Below are 21,509 nucleotides of genomic sequence, written 5' to 3'. Positions count from 1 at the left end.
CGCTCAGTCGCGGCCGAGCAGCCGGGTGGGCGGCACCCCGGCCAGCTCCCGTACCTCGCGGGTCAGGTGGGCCTGGTCGGCGTACCCGCTGCGCACCGCCACCTCGGCGAGCGGCGCACCGGCGCGGGCCAGGTCCAGCGCGCGGCGCATCCGCAGGATGCGGGCCAGCGTCTTCGGGCCGTACCCGAACAGGGCCCGGCTGCGCCGGTGCAGGGCGCGCGGGCCGAGGCCGACCTCGGCGGCGGTCGCGGCCACAGTGGCCCCGGCGGCCAGGCGGGCGGCGACCCGCGCGCCGAGCGGGTCGGGGCCGCCGGCCGCGCGCAGCCGGTCGCGGGCGACCCGGGTCAGCACCCCGGCGGCCTCGCCGCCCGGCGCGGCCAGCGCCGCCTCGACCCGCTCGGTCACCTCGGCGGCGGCACGGCCCCACAGGTCGGCCAGCGGTACACGGCGGTCCCGCAGCTCCTCGGCCGGCACCCCGAACACGGCCGGGCCGGTGCCCGGCGGCAGGCGCAGCCCGATCCACAGGTCCCCCGGCGCCGACCGCGACAGGTGCGCGGTGCGGTCCGGACCGGCGACCAGCAGCCCGGACCGGCTGGACCAGAGCAGGTCGACGCACCCGTCCGGCAGCACCCGCGTCTCGCTGCCGCTGGACACGCTGCTCCACAGCACCCCGCCCGGAACCCCCACTGCCGCCCACTCCCGGTACACGCTCCCCACCCTGCCACCCGCCCGTCGATCATGAAGTTGACCGTGTCGGCGCCCGGCGTGTCGCGCCGTCAACCTCATGATCGACCGGGTGGGAGGGGTTACCGGCGGTGGTGCATGGCCAGGCGGAGCAGGAGGAAGCGCAGGGCTGTCGCGGCCAGGTTGGCCGTTGTCAGGACGGTCAGCTCCAGTGCGCGGTTCGGGGTGGTGATGGCGGCGTGCAGCGCGGCCAGGGAGCCGCTGGTCAGGGCCAGGCCCAGCGCGAACGCCAGCAGGCCCTGGAGGTGGTGGCGGCCGGCGTGCCGCCGCCCGCTGACCCCGAACGTGAGTCGCCGGTTGGCCGCCGTGTTCGCCACCGCCGTGAGCAGCAACGCCAGCAGGTTCGCCGGCTGCGCCCCGAGCGGTCCGCGGGCCAGCAGGAACAACAGCAGGTACGCGAGCGTGCTCGCCACGCCCACCGCGGCGAACCGCACGAGCTGGCGCGGCAGACCGGCCGGCATGCGCGCGGGCGGCGCCGACAACGGTCCCCGGCCGAGCTGGGCGCGTAGCTGCGCCAGCGGCAGCGCCCCGGTGGCCAGCGCCCGGCCCAGCCGGCCGATGCCCCGCAGGTCGGCCAGCGCGGTGGCGACGATGTCGACGCGGCTGTCCGGGTCGTCCACCCAGTCCACCGGCACCTCGTGGATGCGCAGCCCGGCCCGCTGCGCCAGCACCAGCAACTCGGTGTCGAAGAACCAGCCGGTGTCCCGTACCAGCGGCAGCAGCCCGGCGGCCACGTCGGCGCGGATCGCCTTGAACCCGCACTGCGCGTCGGAGAACCGCGCCGCGAGCGCACCCCGCAGCAGCAGGTTGTAGCCGCGCGAGATCACCTCCCGCTTCGCGCCCCGGACCACCCGGCTGGTCCGGGCCAGCCGGGTGCCGATGGCCAGGTCCGAGTGCCCCGAGATGAGCGGCGCCACCAGCGGCAGCAACGCGGCCAGGTCGGTGGACAGGTCCACGTCCATGTACGCGAGCACCGGCGCGGGCGACGCCGACCACGCGGCGCGCAGCGCCCGTCCGCGTCCCTTCTCGTCCAGGCGCAGCACCCCCACCCCGGGCAGCTCGTCGGCGAGCGCCCGCGCCACCGCCGGGGTGCCGTCCACGCTGGCGTTGTCGGCCACCGTGATCTGGAACGGGTACGGGAAGTGCGCGGTCAGGTGCGCGTGCAACCGCCGGACACAGGGCCCGAGGTCGGCCTCCTCGTTGTAGACCGGAACCACCACGTCGAGCACCGCGCTGCCAGCGGCGGGCCGGGCCTGCACAGCCGCCCGGGGCGCGTACGTCTCCGCCACCGCTCAGCCCTGCTTTCCGCTGCTCAGGTCGTACACGGTCACGCCGTCGACGGTGGTCGCGGTGAAGTTGTCGGCGACCCACGCGGCGATCTCGGCCGAGGCGTTGCTGCCGCCGTTGGCGCGGAACCCGCCACCGCCGAGGAAGTAGTGGATCCGCCCGTCGGCGACGTACCGCTGGAACTGGGCCAGCGTCGGCGACGGGTCGCTGCCGTTGAAGCCGCCGATCGGCATGACCGGCCGGCCGGTGGCCAGCTGGTAGCCGGAGGCGTTGTTCGAGCCGACCGTGGCGGCGACCCAGGTGTGGCGGTCCGCGTCGGCGGTGAGCAGCGCGGTCATCTCGGCGCTCGGCTCGCGGGCGTCGAGCAGCCCGCCCATGCCCCCGCCGCGCTGGCCCCGGCCGTCCGGGCCCGTGCCACGCTCCGGACCGGCGCCGCCGGTGCCGGTGCCGGTGCCGCTGCCGGTGCCGGTGCCGGTGCCGCCGGGCGCGCCCGGAGCCGAACCACCGCCCGGGAATCCGGGGAATCCACCGGCGTTCGCCCCGCCGTCCGGGCCCGTGCCGCTGGAGCCGGTGCCGTTCGGGCCGCCAGGGAAGCCCGGGAACTGCCCGTTCCCGCCGCCCGGGCCACCGGGGAACTGCCCGTTCCCGCCGCCCGGCATCCGCCCGCCCGGGCCACCCGGGCCACCGAGGCCACCCGCTCCGGCCGGCCCCGCGCTCGGAATGGAGCCGCTGTGCGGGGTGGTGGCGGTCTGCATCGCGTACGCGGCCGGCCCGGCCAGCGCCACCGCGATCCCGGCGACGGACACCACCGGCGCCACCCACCGCACAACCCGCCCGGCAAACCCTCCCCGAGGCCCAGCCGCCCCCTCCCCTGCCCCCGAGTTGACCAAGGAGTTCGCGTCATCGTGATCGCCGCTCCCGGACATAGACTCCTTGATCAACGAGGAGGGCGGGGAGCCGGGCAAGGGCGGGGAGGTGGGAGACGGCGGGGAGGTGGGAGACGGCGGAACGGGCCGGTGGGGGCGGGTGAGGAACGCCGGCGCGGCCAGGAAGACGGCTGCGGTCAGGCCCACGGCCAGCACCGTGGGGCGCAGCCAGGAATGCCAGTCGGGGGTGCGGCCGAGCAGGCGCCAGGACCACCAGGCGGTGACCGCGAGCGTGGCGGCCAGGACCAGCGTGGCGGCGAACCCACGCCACCGGGCCGGCGCGGCCGGGCCGAGCGCAGCCGAAGCCGCACCGGAACGGGCCCGCCACAGCCCGGTGACGCCGATGCCGGCCAGCGCGCCGACCGCCGGAGCCAGGGCGACCGTGTAGTAGGCGTGGAAGATGCCGGACATGAAGCTGAAGATCAGCCCGGTAACCAGCAGCCAGCCGCCCCAGAGCAGCAGACCGGCCCGGGTCCGGTCGGTACGTGGCGCCCGCCCGGCCAGCCACAGCCCGGCGACCAGCAGGATCAGCGCGGCGGGCAGCAGCCAGGAGATCTGCCCGCCGACCTCGGTGTCGAACATCCGCAGCAGCCCGGCCTGACCGGAGAACGGTCCACCGCCGCCGGGCCGTGCACCACCGCCGCCGACGCTGCCCACCTCGTCGCCGGTGATACGGCCCAGGCCGTTGTAGCCGAGCGTCAGCTCCAGGATGCTGTTGTTCTGCGAGCCGCCGATGTAGGGGCGGGCGCTCGCCGGCACCAGCTCGACGATCGCCACCCACCAGCCCGCGGAGACGACCACGGCGAGCCCGGCCAGCAGGAGCTGGCGGATGCGCCGTCCGAGGCCGGTCGGCGCGGCCAGCAGGTAGACCCCGGCGAAGACCGGGATCACCAGGAACGCCTGGAGCATCTTGGTGAGGAAGCCGAAGCCGACGAGCACGCCGGTCAGCGCTATCCACCGGGTGCTCGCCGTCTCGACCGCGCGCACCGTGGCGTACGCGGCGGCGACCAGCAGGAACACCAGTAGCGCGTCCGGGTTGTTGAACCGGAACATCAGCGTCGCCACCGGGGTGAGCGCGAGCACCGCCCCGGCGAGCAGTCCGGCGGCCGGGCCGTGCCAGCGGCGGACCGTCGCGTACAGCACGCCGACCGAGGCGACGCCGAGCAGCGCCTGCGGCACCAGGATCGACCAGCTGCTCAGGCCGAAGATGCGCACCGAGAGCGCCATCAGCCAGAGCGAGGCCGGGGTCTTGTCCACGGTGATCGAGTTGGCGGCGTCGGACGAGCCGTAGAAGAACGCGGTCCAGTTCTGCGACCCGGCCTGCACGGCGGCGGAGTAGAACGCGTTGGCCCAGCCGGAGGCGCCCAGTCCCCACAGGTAGAGCAGCGTGGTCACGACCAGCAGGCCGAGCAGGGCCGGCCGGGCCCAGCGCGGGTCGCGGCCGGCGCGGGTCTCCAGGGGTACGGGCGCGGGGGCCGGCTCGACGCCGGGTGGATCGGCCGTGGGCGCGGTCGGCAGGCTCTCGGTTCTGTCCATGCCGGCAAGCCTCGGAGCGCCCGCTGACCCGCTGCCATGCGTGGCCTATGCGTCTGCTGTGGATCCGGGGAGCCAGACGGTGAATGCGGTGTGGCCGGGCCGGCTGACCACGTCGACGCGCCCGTGGTGCGCCTCCACCACGGCGGCGACGATGGCCAGCCCCAGGCCGGTGCTGCCCTGGGCGCGGGAGCGGGAGCTGTCGCCGCGCGCGAACCGCTCGAAGACCTCCGGCTGTAGCTGCTCCGGGATGCCCGGCCCGTCGTCGGTGACGCGCAGCTCGACGCCGCCGGGCGCGGGCGCGAGCCGGACGGTGACAGTGGTTCCGGCCGGGGTGTGCACCCGCGCGTTCGCCAGCAGGTTCGCCAGCACCTGGTGCAGCCGGTGGGCGTCGCCGGTGACGGTGAGCGGTTCGTCGGGCAGGTCGAGCTGCCAGCGGTGGTCGGGTCCGGCGACGTGCGCGTCGCTGACCGCGTTCACCGCCGTGGCGGTCAGGTCGACCGGCTCGGCGGCGAGCGGACGGCCGGAGTCCAGCCGGGCCAGCAGCAGCAGGTCGTCGACGAGGCTGGTCATCCGGGTGCTCTCCGACTCGACGCGGCGCAGCGCGTGCGCCACGTCGGGCGGCACCTCCTGGCGGCCCCGGCGGGCCACCTCGGCGTACCCGCGGATGGCCGCGAGGGGGGTGCGCAGCTCGTGGCTTGCGTCGGCGACGAACTGGCGTACCCGGGTCTCGCTGGCCTGCCGGGCGGCGAGCGCGGCGGCCACGTGGCCGAGCATCCGGTTGAGCGCGCCGCCGACCTGCCCGACCTCGGTGCGGGGGTCGGTGTCGGCGGCCGGCACCCGCACGGACAGGGCGACCTCGCCGCGGTCGAGCGGCAGTTCGGTGACCCGGGCGGCGGTGGCGGCGACGCGGTTGAGCGGGCGCAGCGTGACCCGGACGATGAGCATGCCGAGGGCCCCGGCGATGACCAGTCCGGCGCCGATGACCCCGGCCTGCGCGACGAGCATCCACATGACCGTGTCGTCCACCTGGGCCAGCGGGATCGCGAGGGCCAGCACGTCGCCGTCGCCGCGCGGCGACCGCAGCGCGACCGCCCGGTACTCGCCCCGGTCGCCGCCGACGACGACCGTGCGCGGGCGTTCGCCGACGGGTACGCGGACCAGCGCGGCCAGGTCGGCGCTGGGCACCTCCTCGCTGTCGCCGTTCTCCGACCGGACCCGGCCGACGGGTTCTCCGGTGACCGGCACCCGGACCGCGATCGAGCCCGGCGGGAAGCCGCCCGGGGGGTCCGGCGCCACCTCGTCGGAGTCCGGTTGGCCGGGCCGCTGGCCCGGGCGCGGCGGGTCCATGCCCCGCCGGGCCCAGCGTTCGAGGTCGTCGGGCCGGCGGTCGCCGAAGCTGAGCTGGTTGTCGATCTGGTCGATCAGGAAGTGTCGCAGCGCGACTGTGGTCAGGCCGCCGATGCCGACGCTGACCAGCGCGAGCAGCGCCACCACGGACAGCACCAGGCGGCGGCGCAGCGACCAGCCGGCCAGGCGGCTGCGCAGCCGGCCGCGCCCGTCACTCGGCGGGCTTGAGGACATAACCCGCCCCGCGCAATGTGTGGATCATGGGCGCGCGGCCCGCGTCGATCTTCTTGCGCAGGTACGAGATGTACAGCTCGACCACGTTGGCCTGGCCGCCGAAGTCGTAGTTCCAGACCCGGTCGAGGATCTGCGCCTTGCTGAGCACCCGGCGCGGGTTGCGCATGAGGTAGCGCAGCAGCTCGAACTCGGTGGCGGTGAGCGTAATCAGGTCGTCGCCGCGGCGCACCTCGTGGCTGTCCTCGTCCAGCGTGAGGTCGCCGACGGTGAGCACCGCCTCCTCGCGGGCGGCGACCGCGAAGCCGGAGCGGCGCAGCAGCGCGCGCAGCCGGGCGATCACCTCCTCCAGACTGAACGGCTTGGTGACGTAGTCGTCGCCGCCGACGGTGAGCCCCGCGACGCGCTCCTCCACGGCGTCGCGGGCGGTCAGGAACAGCACCGGCACGCTCGGGAACTGCTCGCGCAGGCGGCGCAGCACCTGGAAGCCGTCCAGGTCGGGCAGCATCACGTCGAGCACCACCGCGTCCGGGCGGAACTGGCGGGCGGTGGTGACCGCGGACATGCCGCTGCCGGCGGTGGCGACCTGCCAGCCCTCGTAGCGCAGGGCCATCGAGAGCAGGTCGGTGAGTGTCGGCTCGTCGTCGACGACAAGCACCCGCACCGGTTCGCCGTCCGGTCGGCGCAGCTCGATGCGACCCTGCGCGGACTGCGCGTTCATGACCATGCCCCCATCGTGGGCGGACCCGCTGTCGCCGGGCTGTCCCGATCCTGTGTACCAGCTGTGCGCGCCGCGCGGCGGCGTTCCGGCCAGGTCCGGCGAGGTCTTCCGCACCCCGGCTACCCAGTGGTAACTTCCCGGCATGTCCATCGACGGTCGTTTGTCCGGCCGGCTGGCCGGCAAGGTGGTGCTGGTGACCGGGGCGGCCCGGGGCATCGGCGAGCACACCGCCCGCCTCGCCGCCGCACGCGGCGCCCGGTTGGCACTGGTCGGGCTGGAACCCGACCGGCTCGCCGCGCTCGCCGCCGAGCTGGGCCCGGGACACGCCTGGTTCGCCGCCGACGTCACCGACCAGCAGGCGCTGGCCGAGGCGGTCGACGGCACCGTGGCGGCACTGGGCGGGATCGACGCGGTGGTCGCCAACGCCGGGGTCGCCAACCGGGGCACGATCGCCGTCGGCGACGTCGAGGCGCTGGTGCGTACCGTCGAGGTCAACCTGATCGGGGTGATGCGCACCGCCGCGGCGACCGTGCCGGCGCTCGTCGACCGGGGCGGCTACCTGCTGATCGTCTCCTCGGCGGCGGCGTTCGCCGCGCTGCCCGGCATGGCCGCGTACTGCGCCTCCAAGGCGGGCGTCGAGCAGTTCGGCAACGCGGTCCGGCTGGAGCTGGCGCACCGGGGGGTGGCGGTCGGCACCGCCCATCCGTCGTGGGTGGACACCGACCTGGTCCGCGAGGCGCGCGCCGATCTGCCGGCCTTCTCCACGGCCCTGGCGAAGCTGCCGTGGCCGCTGCGCCGCACCACCACCGTGACCGAGTGCGCCGAGGCGTTCGTCCGGGCGATCGAGCGCCGCAGCCGCCGGGTGTACGTGCCGCGCGCCGTAGCGGGCGTGCAGGCCGTGCGGTCGGTGCTGGTCAGCCCGCTGGCCGACCGGCTGGTGGGCCGGACCGCCCGGGCCACCGTGCCGCTGATCGAGGAACAGTCCCGGGCGCTGGGCCGGGGCTTCGGCGCCAGCACCCCGCGGGCGCGGTCGTGACCACGCCGGTGGACGTCGTCTACGAGCGGCGGGGCGCCGGACCGCCGCTGGTGCTGCTGCACGGCATCGGTCACCACTGTGGCGCCTGGCGGCCGGTGCTGGACCGCCTCGCCGAGGCGCACGACGTCATCGCCGTCGACCTGCCGGGCTTCGGCCGCTCCCCGGTGCCCGCCGCCGGGCTGCCCGCCGACATGTCCGGCCTGGCCGCCGCCATGGCCGAGCTGTTCGCCGCGTTCGGGCTGGAACGCCCGCACGTCGCGGGCAACAGCCTCGGCGGCGCGATCGCGTTGGAGCTGGCCGCGCTCGGCGCGGTCACCTCCGCGACCGCCCTGTCACCGGCCGGCTTCTGCACCGCACGCGAACTGCGCTGGGCGCTGACCGTGCTGTCCCTGCACCGCAACGCGGCCCGGCTGCCCGAGCCGGTGCTGCGCCGCCTGTTCGCCGCGCCCGCGCTGCGGATGCTGGCGATGGGCATGATCCTGGCCCGGCCGAACCGGATGGCGCTCGACGACGCGCTCGCCGACGCCCGCGCGCTGCGCCAGGCACGGGCGTTCCGCGCCGTCGCCCGCGCGGGCCGGGGGTACGCCTACGCGGGCGCGCCCACGGTGCCGGTCACGGTGGCCTGGGGTACGCGGGACCGGATACTGCCCTACCGGCAGGCGGCGCTGGCGCGTACCCGGCTGCCCGCCGCGCGGCACCTGGACCTGCCCGGCTGCGGGCACGTGCCGATGCACGACGATCCGGAACTGGTCGCCTCGGTCATCCTCGGCACCACAGGTGTCCGGCCGGCCTGACGTCCCGGGCGGCGCCGCCGTGCCGCCTCACTCGGTCGCGCCGAACGGGAACGTGTGCACGTACCGCATCGTCCAGCCACCGGGCGACGCGTGGTCGTCGCGCTCGTAGAGATGGTCGGCCACACCCTCGGCCGGTTCCTCCGGATGCCGCAGCACCCACCGGGGCGGCGGCGCGCCGCCCGGACCGGCTGGCAGATCCCGGGTCAGCTCGTCGGCCGGTCCGCCGACGAACCGTACGCGCACCAGAGCCACCGCCGCCCTCCGTCCGTCGAGTCCCCCGCCGCGAAGCTACCCCGCCGGAGCGGCGGCCCCCGGCGGTTTGCACAGCTCCGGGGCCGGGTAGCGGGACCGGAGGGCACACCGGACGAGGCGAGGAGTGGGCGATGAGGACGCTGGGCGGGCGGTACGAGCTCGAACAGCGAGCCGGCCTGGGTGGCATGTCGGAGGTGTGGCGCGCGCACGACCGCGTGCTGGACCGTACCGTCGCGGTGAAGCTCATCTCCCCCGCGCTGGACGGCGACGCCGGCTCGGTGGACCGGATCCGGGCCGAGGCGCGTTCGGCGGCGCGGCTGGTGCACCCGAACGTGGCCAGCGTGCACGACTTCGGCACCGCGACGCTGCCGGACGGGCGGCCGGTGCCGTACATCGTGATGGAGCTGGCCGAGGGCGAGACCCTCGCCGCGCACCTGCGTGGCGGGCCGCTGGACTGGCGCATCGCGGTACGGGTCTGCGCCGAGGTGTGCGCCGCGCTGGCCGCCGCGCACGCCCACGGCATCGTGCACCGGGACGTGAAGCCCGCGAACGTGATCCTCACCCCGTGCGGGGTGAAGGTGCTCGACTTCGGCATCGCCACCCCGGCCGGCGCACCGGACCACACCCCGGACGGCGTCGTGGTGGGCACCCCCGCGTACCTGGCTCCGGAGCAGCTCGACCGGCAGCCGGCCACCCCGGCCGCGGACATGTACGCCCTCGGCGTGCTGCTGTACTACTGCCTCACCGGTGAACTGCCGTACGAGGCCGGCAGCACCACACAGCTGCTCGGGTCGCGCCGCCGCCGGCCGCCCCGCCCGCTGCCCGACGTGCCCGGCCTGCCGGGCGAGGTGGCCGAGCTGTGCCGGAGCTGCCTCGACGCCGACCCGGGTGCCCGGCCGACCAGCCCGATGGCCGCGTTGCTGCTGGCCGAGGCCGTGGACGCCCGGGTCTACGTGCCGATGACGGCGATCCTGCCCCGGCAGCGCGTCCCGCAGGTGTCGCCGTGGACCAGCCGGGCCGCCGCCGAGGCCACCGAGGCGATGGCCGTCGACGCCGCGACCAGCGGCCGGGTCGGCTGAGCGCTCCTACTGCCGGCCCGGGCACGGTTTCGCCGCCGCGGGTCCGGGAACGCGGGCCGGTGAGTGACGGGAGGAACGCGATGCCGGATCCGAGTTCCTGGCTGGCCGAGACGGCCACGGCGACCGCGGCGGGCGGTCACGTACGCACCGATGACGGCGGGCTCTCCTCCGCCCTGGCGTCCCCGCTGGCGCCGCACTGCACCGGCCTGACGCCGGAGCAGCTCCTGGCCGCGGCGTTCGCCTCCTGCCTGCACCACGCGGCGGTGGAGGCGGCCGGGGAGATCACCGACGAGGCGCACACCGTGCAGGTGACCGCCGAGGCGAAGCTGGGCCGCGACGACGACGGCCGCTACCGGGCCGACGTGCACGCCGAGATCTCCTCGGCGGGACTGACCCGCGAACAGCTGGCCGACCTGGTCGCGTACGCCGACCGGCTCTGGCCCTTCTCCAGCGGCGACCCGAGCCGGCACCGGCTCACCGTGACCCCGGCGGAGAACGGCCGGCACTGAGCGCTCACCAGCGGAAGCCGGCGGTCACCGCGCGGTGGTCGCTGGCCGGGGTGTGCAGCACCCCGGCGGTGGCCGGGGTCAGCCCCCGGTAGAGGACGTGGTCCGGCCGGGTGACAGGCAGTTCCGCCGGCCAGGTGAAGCCGAATCCCTGCCCGGCCTCGGCCTGCGCGTCGCCGAGCAGCCGGGTCAGCGGGTCGAAGACCCGGTCGGTGGTGGCGGTGTTCAGGTCGCCGAGCACCACCAGCCGGTCGGACCGGTCGGCGCGCACCGCGTCGGCGAGCGCGGCGACGGTCTGGTCCCGGGTGGCGGTGTGCCCGGCCCGCGCGGACCCGAGGTGGACCACGTACACGGTCAGGTCGCCCCGGGGCCCGGCGACCACGGCCCGCAGCGCGCGGTCCCAGCCCAGCCCGGTGTCCACGCCGTGCGCCTCACGGATCGGCCACCGGCTCCACAGCGCGACAGTCGACACCACCGCCCGGTGCGGGTAGCGCCCGGCCAGCGCCGACGCCACCCGGTCGCCGTCGGCGACCTCCTGGAGCCCGATCAGGTCCGGGGCCTCGCCGGTGAGCGCGCCCAGCGTGGCGGCCGGGTCGGGGTTGCCCGCACGCAGGTTCTGGCTGGCCACCCGGACCGTGACGCCGTCCGCGGCGGCCGCCGGGGGCAGCCACGCGCGCCCGTAGAGCGCCGCCCACACCAGGGCCGGCAGCAGCACCGCCAGCAACGCCGCCCGGGAGCGGCGCAGCAGCGCCACGAGCGCGAGCAGCGGTACGGCGACGCCGAGCAGCGGGGTGACGCTGTCCACCAGGCTGCCCAGGCCGTGTACGTTCGGCACCGCCCGGTGCCCGGCCAGCAGCAGCGCGAGCAGCACGGCGCAGGCGATGACGAGGGCGCCGCGCCGGCTGCGGGGGCCGGGCGGGCGCTCGTCGGCCATCCGCTGCGTCACCGTCGGAATCGTAGCGAGCGCCCGGTACGCCGCGCGGCGGCGTGCCATGATCCACGAGGCTCCGGTGCGGGCGCCGCCGGATCGCCGGGGGTCGATCCGGCGGGTCGGCGGACCGCCGGCGGGCGCGGGCCGGCCGACCACGGCACCGTCGGCCGAACGGTGGAGGTGCGCGTCAGTCGCCACCGGCGCCGCCGAACGCCCGTTTCGCACTGCCGAAACCGACATAGGCATTCTTTCGGGTACGCACCATTAGCGCTTCTCATGATCGGCAGTACCTAATGTCGCCCGCCAATGCGGCGGATTGTGGCGCATGCCACCAATCACCCCGATGGCAACGGCCCGCAGGCTTTCTAGCCTCGGCGGGTGCATCCCGACGAGTCCGATCATCAGCCGCCGCCCGCCAACCGCCCGGTTCGCCGAACGATTGACCCGGCATCAGCCGAACGGCGGGTGGGACGTCACCGTGCCCCGGAACCGCCCCGGCGCGGCCCGTCCCGGACCGTGTCCGGCCGGGTCGCGGTGGCCACCGGCGTCACCTGCTGCCTCGGCCTGATCGGCGTGGCGGGCGTCGGCGAGAGCGGCCCGGCGCACCTGGAGGTACGCGAGGCGGTCGCCGACCGGGCCGCCGCCGAGCAGCGGGCCTCCCGCGACTTCACCCGGGTCGCGCCACCGGCCGCCGCGGCCCTGCCGCCGCCGGCTCCCACGCCCAGCACGGCCCCGGCGACGACGAAGCCGCCGCAGAAGCCGGTACGCGCGCAGCGCCCCCGCCCGGTCGCCGGCCTGGACCAGCGGCAGATGGACAACGCCAAGGCCATCGTCGACGTGGGACGGGACATGAGGATGCCCCGCCGGGCCATGGTCGTGGCGGTGGCCACCGCCATGCAGGAGAGCGACCTCTACAACCTGGCCAGCGACGCGCTGCCGCAGTCCTTCGACCACCCGCACCAGGGCAGCGGCTCCGACCACGACTCGGTCGGGCTGTTCCAGCAGCGGCCCAGCAGCGGCTGGGGCACCGTCGCCCAGCTCATGCGACCGGCGTACGCCGCCCGCGCCTTCTACGCCGCGCTTCGCGAGGTGCCGGGCTGGGAGGACATGAGCGTCACCGCCGCCGCCCAGGCGGTGCAGGTGTCCGCCTACCCGGACGCGTACGCCCGGCACGAGAAGCGCGCCTCGACGGTGGTGGCGGCGCTGGTCTGACCCGGGTCAGGCGGCGCTGCGCCCGGTGCCGGCGGGCCGCACGCTCGCCGCGGCGGCCGGGGTGTCCACCGGCACCCGCTCGCCCCGCGCACCGGCCAGGATCTCGTCGATCCGGGACTCCCGGCGGCGGCGGGCCAGCAGGGCCGCCTCGAACTCGCGGCGCGCGCGCACCGCCTCGGCGTACGCCTCCTCCCGCAACCGGCGGGCCTCCTCGCGGGCGGCCTCCAACTCGGCGCGGGCCGCCGCCAGCAGCTCGGCGGCCTCCCGTTCGGCCGGCGAGGGGCGCGACGCGCCCTCCTCGACCGGGGCGGTACGACGGTGCAGGAAGTCGCACAGGTGCAGGGCGTCCGACCGGATCTGGTCCCACTCCCGGCCGGCCCCGGCGGCGCCCTCCGCTCGCGCCGCCAGCCGTCCCAGCCGCAGGCTCAGCTCGTCCAGGCAGGCGTCGACCTGCCGCCGGTCGTAGCCGGCCTCCACCACCGAGAACCTCATGCGTCGCCCCCCAGGCAGCCGGTACGTCCCCCACCTGCCGATCCTGCGGGTCGGTACGCGCCCGGCGCGGCCGTTCCCGCAAAATGTTCAGGATGCGGGGGCCCGGACTCCGCGCCCCTACTGGTGCTTCGGGAGCACGACCACCCGGCCGAAGAACTCGTCGATCCGGCGCACCACGTCGTTGAAGTCGTCCAGGTCGATCGGCTTCGTCACGTACGCGTTCGCCTGCAACGTGTAGCTGCTGACCACGTCGGTGTCGGCGTTGGAGGTGGTCAGCACGACGATCGGGATGGTCCGCAGGCTCTCGTCACCCTTGACCTCGCCGAGCACCTGCCGCCCGTCCATCCGGGGCATGTTCAGGTCGAGCAGGATCACGTCCGGGCGCTGCGCCTCGGCGTGCCGGCCCTCGCGGCGGAGGAACTCCATCGCCTCCTGGCCGTCGGCGACCACGTCGATGACCTTGTCGACGTCCGAGTCGGCGAGCGCCTCCTCGATCATCAGGACGTCACCCGGGTCGTCGTCCACCACGAGGATGCGAACGGGGCTGGGGCTGGTCTGACCCATCGGGTTACCTGCTTCGTGGTGAGGAGGGCGCCCGGCACACGGCCGGCTGCTGGCGGGGAAATGTACCGGATCAGGAGGCGGCCGACGCGGTCGGGTCGACCGTGTCGCGGTCGTGGTGGAGCACCTCGGCCAGCCCGGTCACCTGGAGCACCCGGGCGACCCGGCCGGTCGCCCCGGTGAGCCGCAGCCAGCCGCCGTCGGCGGCGACGAGGTTGTCCCCGCGGACGAACGCCGCGATGCCGGTGGAGTCGCAGAACGTCAGGCCGGTGAGATCGAGCAGCAGCTCGCGCCGCCCCTCGGCGACCAGCCGGTCGATCGTCGAGTTCAGCTCGCCGGCCGTGCTGAGATCGAGTTCGCCGGCCAGCAGGAGGCGGGCGCCGCCCCCGTCCCGCTGGGCGTACGTGACGGTGAACGTCACAGTGGCCCCTCTCGCTCCCACCGCAGGCGAACCCTTGCAGTGGTGCAAGTATATGCGACGGCCAGCCGCGGGCCCGTCAGCGGCCCGCCGCCGACAACCCGCCCACCAGGGCCCGGCCCCGGTCGAGGAAGGCGGCCGCGCGCGGGAAGTCGCGAAGCTGGTGTCCATAGTGCTCCAGCGTCAACCCCACCGCGCCGGCCGGCACCCCGCGGCTGACCAGGATCTCCACCAGCCACTCGACGAAGCCGGTGAACAGCGTCGCGTCGTCCACGTAGAGCGCCGCGGCCAGGAAGTCCACGATGTAGCCGAGGTCGCTGATCGTGGAGTCGAGCTGCGCGGGGGTGTAGTCGGCGGTCGACGGCACCCGCTCCCGCAGATCGGCCAGGGCGCTGTCGATCAGCTCGCCGCGCCGCTTGACCAGGCTGGCGTACTCGTCGTCGGCCAGGTGGTCCAGCCGCGCGGGCGGTGTCTCGCGCAGCGCCCGCTCGTCGGCCACCAGATCCGCCGCGGCCGGCGCGTCGGGCGCCCAGGGCACACCGAGCACGCGCGCCCAGCGGCCGTCGTCGCCGAAGCCCCGGCCACCGACCACCACCGGCACGTCGGAGCGGCGGCACGCCTCCACCATCCGGTGGGCGTGCGGCAGCCGCATCGGCAGGGCGCAGGCCAGCGCGACCGCCTCCGCGTCGTAGCGGTGCAGGTAGGACACCAGGTGCGCGGCCGGGACGCTGGCGCCCAGGAAGATCACCTGCCAGCCGCGCAGCCGCAGCACCTCGGCCACCAGCCGGGCCGGCAACGCGTGCCACTCCCCGTCCATGCAGGCCATCACGATCCGCCCCCGGGTCGGGCGCGGATCGGCGTACGCGGCCACCGCGGCCACCACCCGCTCGCTGATGTGGGTCGCGGCGTGCTCCTGGGCGACGCTCCACTCGTTGCGGGCCCAGCGTTCACCCACCTCGGCCTGGGCCGGGGCGACCAGGTCCAGCAGCACCCGCTCGGCCGGCACGCCCGCCTCCAGCAGCCCACGCGCCACCGCCACGGCGGCGGCCTCGTCGGCGTCGGCCAGGCACTCCAGGTAGCTGGCGAAGGCGTGACCCGGGTCGGCCTCCACGGTCGGCACTGTCACGCGGACAACTCCCTCGGTCGTTCGGTCCCGGCCGGATCCGGCACAGCGTGCAGGTGTCGCGGCGCGCGACCGGCCGGACCGGTGGCCCGCAGCGCCAGCACCGCGATGTCGTCGTGGTCGCCGTGCGCGAGCCAGTCGCAGGTCACCTGCTCGATCCGCTCGGCGAGCGCCGGCGCGGGCATCCGGTGGCAACCGGTCACGGCGTTGAGCAGCCGCTCGGCGCCGAACTGCTCGTCACCGCGCCGGCCGCCGCGCGCCTCGGTCACCCCGTCGCTGTAGAACAGGCAGGTCTCCCCCGGCGCCAGGTGCACCGTCACCTCGCCGATGCGGGGATCGGGCACCACGCCGATCAGCATGCCGCGCAGCGGCACCACCTCGACGTCGCCGGACTCCCGCAGCACCAGCGGCGGCAGGTGCCCGCCGCCGGCCAGGGTGAGCGTCAGGCCGCCGTCGCGTTGCGGCCGGGCCACGCCGAGCACCATGGTGGCGAACCGGCCCTGCCCGTGCGCCTGCGTGGTCTCCAGCAGCGCGTCGTTGAGCAGCTTCAGCAGCCGCCCCGGCTGGGTCTCGACCCGGTGCAGCGCCTGCAGGCACTGACGCAGCTGGCCGGTGAACACGGCCGCCTCCACGCCCTTGCCGGACACGTCGCCGAGGAAGAAGACCGAGCCGCCGTCGGCGAGCCGGTGCGAGCCGTAGAAGTCGCCGCCGATGCGCAGACCCGCCTGCGCCGGCCGGTACGCGGTGCCCCACTGCACGCCGGTCGCGGCGGCCGGCTCGACCGGCAGCAGGCTGGCCTGCAACGTGTCGGCGACCTCGGCCTGGTCGCGGTAGAGCATGGCGGTGGTCAGCGCCGCGCCGGCCCGGGCCGCGAACGCGCGGACCAGGTCCACGTCGGCCTCGTCGTACCAGCGGTCGGCACGCCGGACCACCAGCAGCGCACCGGCCGGCGCCTCCCGGCCGGGCAGCGGCACCACCCGCGCGGTGGCGCCGGAGGCGTCCAGGCCGGGCAGCCAGCCCGCCTCGGCGGCCTGCTCGACCAGCCAGTCCAGCTCGTGCGGCTCGGTGCCGGCCAGGCCCGCCTCGATGGCCGCGGGAAGCGCCGGGGCGGCCAGCATCCCGCTGTCCACGACCGGCGCCCGGTCGTCCGCGCGTACCGCCCGCCACCAGCGTGCCCGGCCGGAGCGCGGGGCGAGCACGAGGACCGCCACGTCGGCAGCGGTGGGCACCGCCAGGCGCACCACGGCGGCGGCGGCGCGATCCGGGTGCAGCGGATTGCCGAGCTTCTCGCCGACCACGGCGAGGAAGGCGGATCGGGCCCGCTCGGCGAGCAGCGCGTCGGCCCGGCTGACGATCTCGGTGACGTCGTCGACGTACCAGCAGCGGCGGCGGTGGGACAGCGCGACCGGCCGTACGCGCAGCCGGCGCCCGTGGTGGGTGAACTCGGCCGGGCTGTCGCCGCGCAGCGGGGCCGGCCCGGCGGCGGCCAGCAGCTCGCCGGGGGTCACCTCGGGGATCAGCCGCTCCGCGACCGGGCTCACGTGCTGGACGACGCCGTCGGCGTCGCAGACGACAAGGCCCTCGCGGAAGTGCTCGACCACCTCGGACCAGTTCGGCACGGTGAGGTCGCGGTCGGCTGCCAGCGGCGGCAGGGCGGACGGCACCGGCGCGGCGGAGGACCACGCCGGGGCCCGTGCGGCGCTCGGCGTGGAGATCCGTCCGTCGCCCGGGTCGGCACCCCTGACGTCGGCAGCAGTCACCAGCTGAGCCCCACTCTCCTCGTCGACACCCGGGGGCGCCGGACCTGGCGCCTGTGGTCACGTCTCACCGACCACCCTACGCCGGTGTGCCGGGACCGCCACCCCGCGGCGCTGCCGGCCGGCTCGCGCGTCCAGCGAGGTGAGGCCGCTGTTGTTACGATCCTGTCAATCCCGGCCCGGCCGGCAGCCCGCGGAAAGGCGTGACGTGGTTCCTCAACGGAGAAGGCCCGAGGCGAGCCCGCTGAGCGTCTCCGTGGACCGCTCCGACCCGGCCGTCCCGGTCGTCGTCGTCGGCGGCGACCTGGCGTACGCCACGGCGGCCCCGCTGCGCGCCGAGATCGACCGGCTGCTCGCCGGGTGCCCCGCGACGCTGGTGTTCGACTTCGGCGACCTGCAGTTCATGGACAGCACCGGCCTGTCCGTGATCGTGCACGCCTGGCGGGAGGGCCAGCAGGCGGGCACCGCCATCGAGCTGCGTGCGGTCCCGCGCTTCCTGGAGACCATCCTCGACCTGACCGGCGTCACCGGCCTGCTCGAGCGTTCGCCGGTCGACGACGCGCCCGGCCGTCCCGCGCCGGGATCGACCGCGTCCGCGTGACCCCGGGGGTTTCCCGGCCGGGCCCGGCTGGGAACATGGACATGTGCCCTCCCAGATGTTGACCATCGAGGTGGACCGGCTCGGCGCCGGTTCCGCCCGGGTGCGGCTGGCCGGGGAACTGGACTTCGACACCGCGCCCGAGCTCGTCGACGCCGTGGCCCACCTGCGCCGCGAGGGTCACCAGGAGTTGGAACTCGACTTCGCCGGGGTGGACCTCTGCGACTCCTCCGGCCTGAGCGCGCTCGTGGTGATCCACCGCGCCGGCACCGGGGCGATCCGCCTGCTGCACCTGAACCCGCAGATCAAGCACCTGCTGGACCGCACCGGCCTGGCCGAGTTGCTGGCCGCCCCGCCGCGCGACCTGACCCGCGGCGCCCGCGAGGTCGGCTGACCCCCGCGAAGCGGGCTGACCAGCCGGTGGACAGGGGTGGCCCCCGACCCTGGGACCAGGGGCCGGGGGCCGGGAGGAAGGCTCAGGCGGCGGGCGCGGCCTGCCGGTGCGGCGTGACCGGCGCCTCGACGTCCTCCGGAGCACCGGAATCGGGCGTCTGGAACAGATAACGGACGAAGTCCCCGCTCATGTCGTCGTCGTCCGCTCCGGGCCACTGCCCGACACAGTCGACGCCGACGACCTCGCGTCCGCTGCCGTCGTGCTGCTCCAGCAGCGCCCACAGGGTCACCGGGTACGAGCGGGTGGCGTCCGGGCCGATCCGCCAGCGGGCGTACCAGCCGGGACGGGCGGGGACGATCTCCACGATCCGTTTCATGTCGACCTGCCCTTCCGCGTGCGTCGGAAGTTGTCCGGTCCGTCCGAGCCTGCCGCCCGCCAGGGTGAGCACTCCTCACCCGCAGCGAGTGAAGCGTCCGCCGGGCGGTCCGCCGTTACCTTCCCGCCAGCGCCGGGAACGCGATCGGCGCAAGCGCAACCGACCCAGGAACGAGGTGCGACGATGCGCAAGCAGATGGAGGGCGACAACCAGCGCCGCCGGACCCTGGCCCGCGAGGCCCGCGAGCGAGGGCGGCGGCCGAGCCAGACCGGCGCCAGCCTGAGCGCGTCCAAGCAGGTCACCTCGCTGGACCAGCACGACCGGTCCGGCCCGCCGCCGGCCGGACGGCACAAGCCGGACAGCACCCGGGGTGGTCCCGCGCCGCCGCCGGTCGCCGTCGCGGAGCGTCCGCGCCCGCTGCCGGACCCGGTGCCGTCACCCGGAGTCTCGATGGGCTACCGGGATCTCGTCGACGACGTGAGCCGGCGCGCCGGGGTGGACTTCCGCGAAGCCAAGGTAGCGGCGGAGGCCACCGTGCTGGCCCTGGCGCGGGCGCTGGACGAGGCGGAACGGGAGCGGCTGCTGGAGGCGGTGCCGCTGACCCTGCACGACGTGGTGCCGGTGCACGGCATGGAACGCCGCCGCGACCTGCCCGGCTTCCTGGCCGAGGTCGGCCGGTACAGCCGCCTCACCCCGGAGCAGGCGCGCTACCAGGCCGAGGCGACGCTCGCCGCGCTCGCCGAGGCCGACGCGGAACTGGTCGAGTCGCTGCGCGTACCCGACGGGTTGCGCGACCTGCTCGGGCCGACCGACTTCGGCGGCGGCCTGGTGGGCGCGTCCTCGGCCACCGCGCCGCTGACCGAGGCGGAGCTGCGTGACGCGCTCGCCACGCTGCCCTACTGGTCCAGCGACAGGCGGTCGCTGGTGCGCACGATCGAGCTGCCCGGCGGCAACCTGGACCGGGTCCTCGACCGGCTGGACCGGCTCAAGTCCGACGTCGGACGGTCGCCGCAGATCGGGCGGCCGGACCCGGACAACGCCGTGCTGACCGTCCGGACCCAGCAGGTCGACGGCGTGACCGCGGCGGACGTGGACCTCGCGCACCGGGTGGACGCGGCGATCGACGAGGCCGGCGCCGGGATGGCGGCCGGCTGAGCCGGCGGCGGAACGGCCCCGGTCCCACGCGGGCCGGGGCCGCCCGCGACCGCGCGGTACCGTGTCCCGCCGTGGATCACGACGACACCGAGACCCTGGAGATCGTGGTGGACCCGGCCCGTCCGTCCGGGCGCACGCTGCTGGCCGACGGGGTCGAGCAGTCGTACGTCGACGTGGCCGACGCCCGGTACCTGCACTTCGAGTACGTGCGGCGGATCGCCGCCGCGATCGACGTGGCCGCCCCGCGTGGCGCGGCGCTGTGCGCGCTGCACCTCGGCGGCGGCGCGCTCACGCTGCCGCGCTGGATGGCGAGCACCCGGCCCGGTTCGGCGCAGCGGGTGATCGAGCGCGATCCGGGCGTGGTCGAGCTGGTCCGGCGTAAGCTGCCGCCCCTGCCGCCCGCGGTGGTGGTGGCGCTCGGCGACGCGCGGGAGGCGGTCGCCGAGGCACCGTCCGGGACGTACGACGTGGTGGTGGCCGACGTCTACCGGGCGGCCCGGATGCCGCCTCAGGTGGCGGCGGTCGAGTTCGCGGCGCAGGTGGCCCGGGTGCTGCGCCCGGACGGCCTCTACCTGATCAACCTCACCGACCTGCCGCCGCTGGCGCACACCCGGGCGCAGGTGGCCACGCTGCGCGCGGTGTTCGCCGACGTCTGCCTCATCGCCGACCGGCGGATGCTGCGCGGCCGGCGGTACGGCAACGTGGTGCTCGCCGCCTCGCCCGCGCCGGACCGTCTCCCGGTACGCCGGCTCGCCAACCGCGTCGCCGCCGACCCGGTGCCCGGGACCGTGCTGCACGCCGCGACGCTCGACGCGTTCGCCGCCGGCGCCCACCCGGTCACCGACGCCGACCTGGGCTGAGCCGGTTTCCCCTGGGGTGCGGCGGGTAGCCGCGCCGGATGAGCGCCGCCGACGACCGGTCCACCGCGCGCCGGACGCTGATCGTGATCGGTCTCGTCCTCGCGACGGTGGTCGCGTTGGCGCTGGTCTGGGCCACCCGCCGGGTGCTGGTGTGGGGGCTGGTGGCGGTGTTCTTCGCGGTCGCCCTCAAACCGCTCGTGGACCGTCTCGAACGCCGGGTACGCCGCCGGGCGCTGGCGACCCTGCTCGTCTTCCTGGCCGCGTTCGCGCTGTTCGCCGCCCTCGGCGCGCTGATCGTGGTGCCGCTGGTGGACGAGGTGGGCCGCTTCGCCGACCGGGTGCCGGACCTGGTGCGCGAGGCGCAGGCCGGGCAGGGGCCGGTCGGGCGGCTGCTGGACCGCTTCCACCTGCTCCGGTACGCCGAACCCGGCCGGCTGCGCCGGTACGGCGCCCGGCTCGGCGACCCCACGGTGGGGGTGGTCCGCAGCGTGGTGCAGGCAGTCGCCGCCCTGGTCACCGTGGTGGTGCTGGCATACCTGATGGTCCTGGAGGCGCCGCGGATCGTGGCCGCCACACTGCGCTTGACAGGCGACGGCACAGCGGCGCGGCTGCGGCGCATCGGGCGTGACTCGTCCCGGATCGTCACCGGCTACCTGAGCGGCAACCTGCTGATCAGCGTGATCTGCGGCGGCCTGACGTTCCTCGTGCTGTTCCTGCTCGGTGTGCCGTTCGCCGCGGTGATCGCGCTGGCGGTGGCCGTGTTCGACCTGATCCCGCTGGTCGGCGCCACGCTCGGGGCGACCGTCGCGGCCGGCGCGGGGTTCCTGCACTCCCCCACCGCCGGCCTCGTGGTGCTTGTCTTCTTCGTGGTCTACCAGCAGGTGGAGAACCATCTGCTGCAACCGGTCATCATGGCCCGCGCGGTCCGGCTGAACCCGTTGACGGTGCTGGTGAGCGTCCTGCTGTCGGTCGAGCTGGCCGGCCTGGTGGGCGCGCTGCTGGCGATCCCGGCGGCGGGCATCGTCCAGGTGCTGCTGCGTGAGTTCGTCCCGGCCGGGCGGCAGGCCCTGCCGCAGCCCGCCGACGGCGATCCGGCCGAGCCGCCCGACACAGGTCCGGCCGGTAGCGCCAGAACACCCGAACGGCCGCCGGCCGGCGGGTGAGAGCCGGCCG

At 75.7% G+C, this 21,509-nt stretch carries 23 protein-coding genes; 10 read left to right on the top strand and 13 right to left on the bottom strand.

Translation table 11 applies throughout. The features are described 5' to 3' along the window. Positions 1-3 precede the first annotated feature (3 nt). From AB0C17_RS12890 to AB0C17_RS12870, 5 genes are all read right to left on the bottom strand, one after another. Positions 4-708, bottom strand: coding sequence for a helix-turn-helix transcriptional regulator (locus AB0C17_RS12890; RefSeq protein WP_357478524.1), 705 nt, complete (start codon positions 706-708; stop codon positions 4-6). 98 nt (positions 709-806) lie between these two features. Then, positions 807-2,033, bottom strand: a complete 1,227-nt coding sequence (locus AB0C17_RS12885; RefSeq protein WP_357478457.1) for a dolichyl-phosphate beta-glucosyltransferase — start codon at positions 2,031-2,033, stop codon at positions 807-809. A gap of 3 nt (positions 2,034-2,036) precedes the next feature. Continuing rightward, positions 2,037-4,493, bottom strand: coding sequence for a glycosyltransferase family 39 protein (locus AB0C17_RS12880; RefSeq protein ID WP_357478454.1), 2,457 nt, complete (start codon positions 4,491-4,493; stop codon positions 2,037-2,039). Between the two features lie 45 nt (positions 4,494-4,538). Beyond that, positions 4,539-6,074 (bottom strand): ATP-binding protein, encoded by a 1,536-nt coding sequence (locus tag AB0C17_RS12875; protein ID WP_357384111.1) that lies wholly within the window; start codon positions 6,072-6,074, stop codon positions 4,539-4,541. After that, a complete protein-coding gene (locus AB0C17_RS12870; protein ID WP_357384285.1) occupies positions 6,052-6,792 on the bottom strand; it encodes a response regulator transcription factor in 741 nt (246 codons plus the stop codon). The genes AB0C17_RS12875 and AB0C17_RS12870 overlap by 23 nt, the downstream gene beginning before the upstream one ends. A gap of 142 nt (positions 6,793-6,934) precedes the next feature. Here AB0C17_RS12870 and AB0C17_RS12865 point away from each other — a divergent pair, with 142 nt between their 5' ends. Continuing rightward, positions 6,935-7,828 (top strand): SDR family oxidoreductase, encoded by an 894-nt coding sequence (locus AB0C17_RS12865; protein WP_357384109.1) that lies wholly within the window; start codon positions 6,935-6,937, stop codon positions 7,826-7,828. Then, positions 7,825-8,622, top strand: coding sequence for an alpha/beta fold hydrolase (locus AB0C17_RS12860; protein ID WP_357473938.1), 798 nt, complete (start codon positions 7,825-7,827; stop codon positions 8,620-8,622). The genes AB0C17_RS12865 and AB0C17_RS12860 overlap by 4 nt, the downstream gene beginning before the upstream one ends. A gap of 27 nt (positions 8,623-8,649) precedes the next feature. Here AB0C17_RS12860 and AB0C17_RS12855 read toward each other — a convergent pair whose 3' ends face one another. After that, positions 8,650-8,874: a hypothetical protein gene (locus AB0C17_RS12855; RefSeq protein ID WP_357384105.1), complete on the bottom strand. Its 225-nt coding sequence runs from the start codon at positions 8,872-8,874 to the stop codon at positions 8,650-8,652. A 131-nt stretch (positions 8,875-9,005) separates the two neighbouring features. On the opposite strand from AB0C17_RS12855, the gene AB0C17_RS12850 reads away from it, so the two are divergent. Both AB0C17_RS12850 and AB0C17_RS12845 read left to right on the top strand, forming a co-directional pair. Continuing rightward, a complete protein-coding gene (locus AB0C17_RS12850; RefSeq protein WP_357478452.1) occupies positions 9,006-9,953 on the top strand; it encodes a serine/threonine-protein kinase in 948 nt (315 codons plus the stop codon). Between the two features lie 80 nt (positions 9,954-10,033). Further along, positions 10,034-10,462 carry an OsmC family protein gene (locus AB0C17_RS12845; RefSeq protein WP_174531207.1) on the top strand — a complete coding sequence of 143 codons (429 nt, stop codon included), beginning with the start codon at positions 10,034-10,036 and terminating at the stop codon, positions 10,460-10,462. A gap of 4 nt (positions 10,463-10,466) precedes the next feature. Here AB0C17_RS12845 and AB0C17_RS12840 read toward each other — a convergent pair whose 3' ends face one another. Beyond that, positions 10,467-11,405, bottom strand: a complete 939-nt coding sequence (locus tag AB0C17_RS12840; RefSeq protein WP_357473941.1) for an endonuclease/exonuclease/phosphatase family protein — start codon at positions 11,403-11,405, stop codon at positions 10,467-10,469. A gap of 450 nt (positions 11,406-11,855) precedes the next feature. On the opposite strand from AB0C17_RS12840, the gene AB0C17_RS12835 reads away from it, so the two are divergent. Beyond that, complete coding sequence (locus AB0C17_RS12835) at positions 11,856-12,602, top strand: hypothetical protein (RefSeq protein ID WP_357384098.1); 747 nt, start codon at positions 11,856-11,858, stop codon at positions 12,600-12,602. Positions 12,603-12,608: 6 nt separating this feature from the next. Here AB0C17_RS12835 and AB0C17_RS12830 read toward each other — a convergent pair whose 3' ends face one another. From AB0C17_RS12830 to AB0C17_RS12810, 5 genes are all read right to left on the bottom strand, one after another. Beyond that, entirely contained in the window at positions 12,609-13,094 is a 486-nt protein-coding gene (locus tag AB0C17_RS12830; protein ID WP_357473944.1) for an ATPase, read from the bottom strand. A gap of 117 nt (positions 13,095-13,211) precedes the next feature. Continuing rightward, on the bottom strand, positions 13,212-13,658 hold the full coding sequence (locus tag AB0C17_RS12825) for a response regulator (protein ID WP_357384094.1): 447 nt from the start codon (positions 13,656-13,658) through the stop codon (positions 13,212-13,214). Positions 13,659-13,728: 70 nt separating this feature from the next. Beyond that, the gene (locus AB0C17_RS12820; RefSeq protein WP_357384092.1) at positions 13,729-14,076 is read right to left on the bottom strand and encodes an STAS domain-containing protein; all 348 of its coding nucleotides are present in this window, start codon (positions 14,074-14,076) and stop codon (positions 13,729-13,731) included. Between the two features lie 76 nt (positions 14,077-14,152). Beyond that, a complete protein-coding gene (locus AB0C17_RS12815) occupies positions 14,153-15,199 on the bottom strand; it encodes a cobalamin-dependent protein (protein WP_357384090.1) in 1,047 nt (348 codons plus the stop codon). Further along, a complete protein-coding gene (locus tag AB0C17_RS12810; RefSeq protein ID WP_357384088.1) occupies positions 15,196-16,956 on the bottom strand; it encodes a PP2C family protein-serine/threonine phosphatase in 1,761 nt (586 codons plus the stop codon). The genes AB0C17_RS12815 and AB0C17_RS12810 overlap by 4 nt, the downstream gene beginning before the upstream one ends. A 253-nt stretch (positions 16,957-17,209) precedes the next feature. Between AB0C17_RS12810 and AB0C17_RS12805 the strand changes: the two genes are divergently transcribed. Together AB0C17_RS12805 and AB0C17_RS12800 are read left to right on the top strand one after the other, a co-directional pair. Beyond that, positions 17,210-17,554 carry an STAS domain-containing protein gene (locus AB0C17_RS12805; RefSeq protein WP_357384086.1) on the top strand — a complete coding sequence of 115 codons (345 nt, stop codon included), beginning with the start codon at positions 17,210-17,212 and terminating at the stop codon, positions 17,552-17,554. A 43-nt stretch (positions 17,555-17,597) separates the two neighbouring features. After that, entirely contained in the window at positions 17,598-17,945 is a 348-nt protein-coding gene (locus AB0C17_RS12800) for an STAS domain-containing protein (protein WP_357384084.1), read from the top strand. 82 nt (positions 17,946-18,027) lie between these two features. Here AB0C17_RS12800 and AB0C17_RS12795 read toward each other — a convergent pair whose 3' ends face one another. Then, positions 18,028-18,321, bottom strand: coding sequence for a hypothetical protein (locus AB0C17_RS12795; protein WP_357384082.1), 294 nt, complete (start codon positions 18,319-18,321; stop codon positions 18,028-18,030). Between the two features lie 183 nt (positions 18,322-18,504). On the opposite strand from AB0C17_RS12795, the gene AB0C17_RS12790 reads away from it, so the two are divergent. The 3 genes from AB0C17_RS12790 (at position 18,505) to AB0C17_RS12780 (ending at position 21,499) form a co-directional block, all read left to right on the top strand. Further along, positions 18,505-19,476: a DUF2267 domain-containing protein gene (locus AB0C17_RS12790; RefSeq protein ID WP_357384080.1), complete on the top strand. Its 972-nt coding sequence runs from the start codon at positions 18,505-18,507 to the stop codon at positions 19,474-19,476. Positions 19,477-19,547: 71 nt separating this feature from the next. Beyond that, complete coding sequence (locus AB0C17_RS12785) at positions 19,548-20,336, top strand: fused MFS/spermidine synthase (protein WP_357384078.1); 789 nt, start codon at positions 19,548-19,550, stop codon at positions 20,334-20,336. A 38-nt stretch (positions 20,337-20,374) separates the two neighbouring features. Beyond that, positions 20,375-21,499, top strand: a complete 1,125-nt coding sequence (locus AB0C17_RS12780; protein ID WP_357384076.1) for an AI-2E family transporter — start codon at positions 20,375-20,377, stop codon at positions 21,497-21,499. Positions 21,500-21,509 lie beyond the last annotated feature (10 nt).

Origin of the sequence: Micromonospora sp. NPDC048887 (genome assembly GCF_040649715.1) — a bacterium.
Lineage (GTDB): Bacteria > Actinomycetota > Actinomycetes > Mycobacteriales > Micromonosporaceae > Micromonospora.
Note: the sequence above shows the minus strand (reverse complement) of the source record. Positions and strands in the feature narration are given on the sequence as shown.

Bases quoted from the DNA above. Each gene is read 5' to 3' on its own strand.
- AB0C17_RS12880 (WP_357478454.1), bottom strand. From the start codon at position 4,493: ATGGACAGAACCGAGAGCCTGCCGACCGCGCCCACGGCCGATCCACCC.
- AB0C17_RS12875 (WP_357384111.1), bottom strand. From the start codon at position 6,074: ATGTCCTCAAGCCCGCCGAGTGACGGGCGCGGCCGGCTGCGCAGCCGC.
- AB0C17_RS12870 (WP_357384285.1), bottom strand. From the start codon at position 6,792: ATGAACGCGCAGTCCGCGCAGGGTCGCATCGAGCTGCGCCGACCGGAC.
- AB0C17_RS12865 (WP_357384109.1), top strand. From the start codon at position 6,935: ATGTCCATCGACGGTCGTTTGTCCGGCCGGCTGGCCGGCAAGGTGGTG.
- AB0C17_RS12850 (WP_357478452.1), top strand. From the start codon at position 9,006: ATGAGGACGCTGGGCGGGCGGTACGAGCTCGAACAGCGAGCCGGCCTG.
- AB0C17_RS12845 (WP_174531207.1), top strand. From the start codon at position 10,034: ATGCCGGATCCGAGTTCCTGGCTGGCCGAGACGGCCACGGCGACCGCG.
- AB0C17_RS12830 (WP_357473944.1), bottom strand. From the start codon at position 13,094: ATGAGGTTCTCGGTGGTGGAGGCCGGCTACGACCGGCGGCAGGTCGAC.
- AB0C17_RS12825 (WP_357384094.1), bottom strand. From the start codon at position 13,658: ATGGGTCAGACCAGCCCCAGCCCCGTTCGCATCCTCGTGGTGGACGAC.
- AB0C17_RS12795 (WP_357384082.1), bottom strand. From the start codon at position 18,321: ATGAAACGGATCGTGGAGATCGTCCCCGCCCGTCCCGGCTGGTACGCC.
- AB0C17_RS12790 (WP_357384080.1), top strand. From the start codon at position 18,505: ATGCGCAAGCAGATGGAGGGCGACAACCAGCGCCGCCGGACCCTGGCC.
- AB0C17_RS12780 (WP_357384076.1), top strand. From the start codon at position 20,375: ATGAGCGCCGCCGACGACCGGTCCACCGCGCGCCGGACGCTGATCGTG.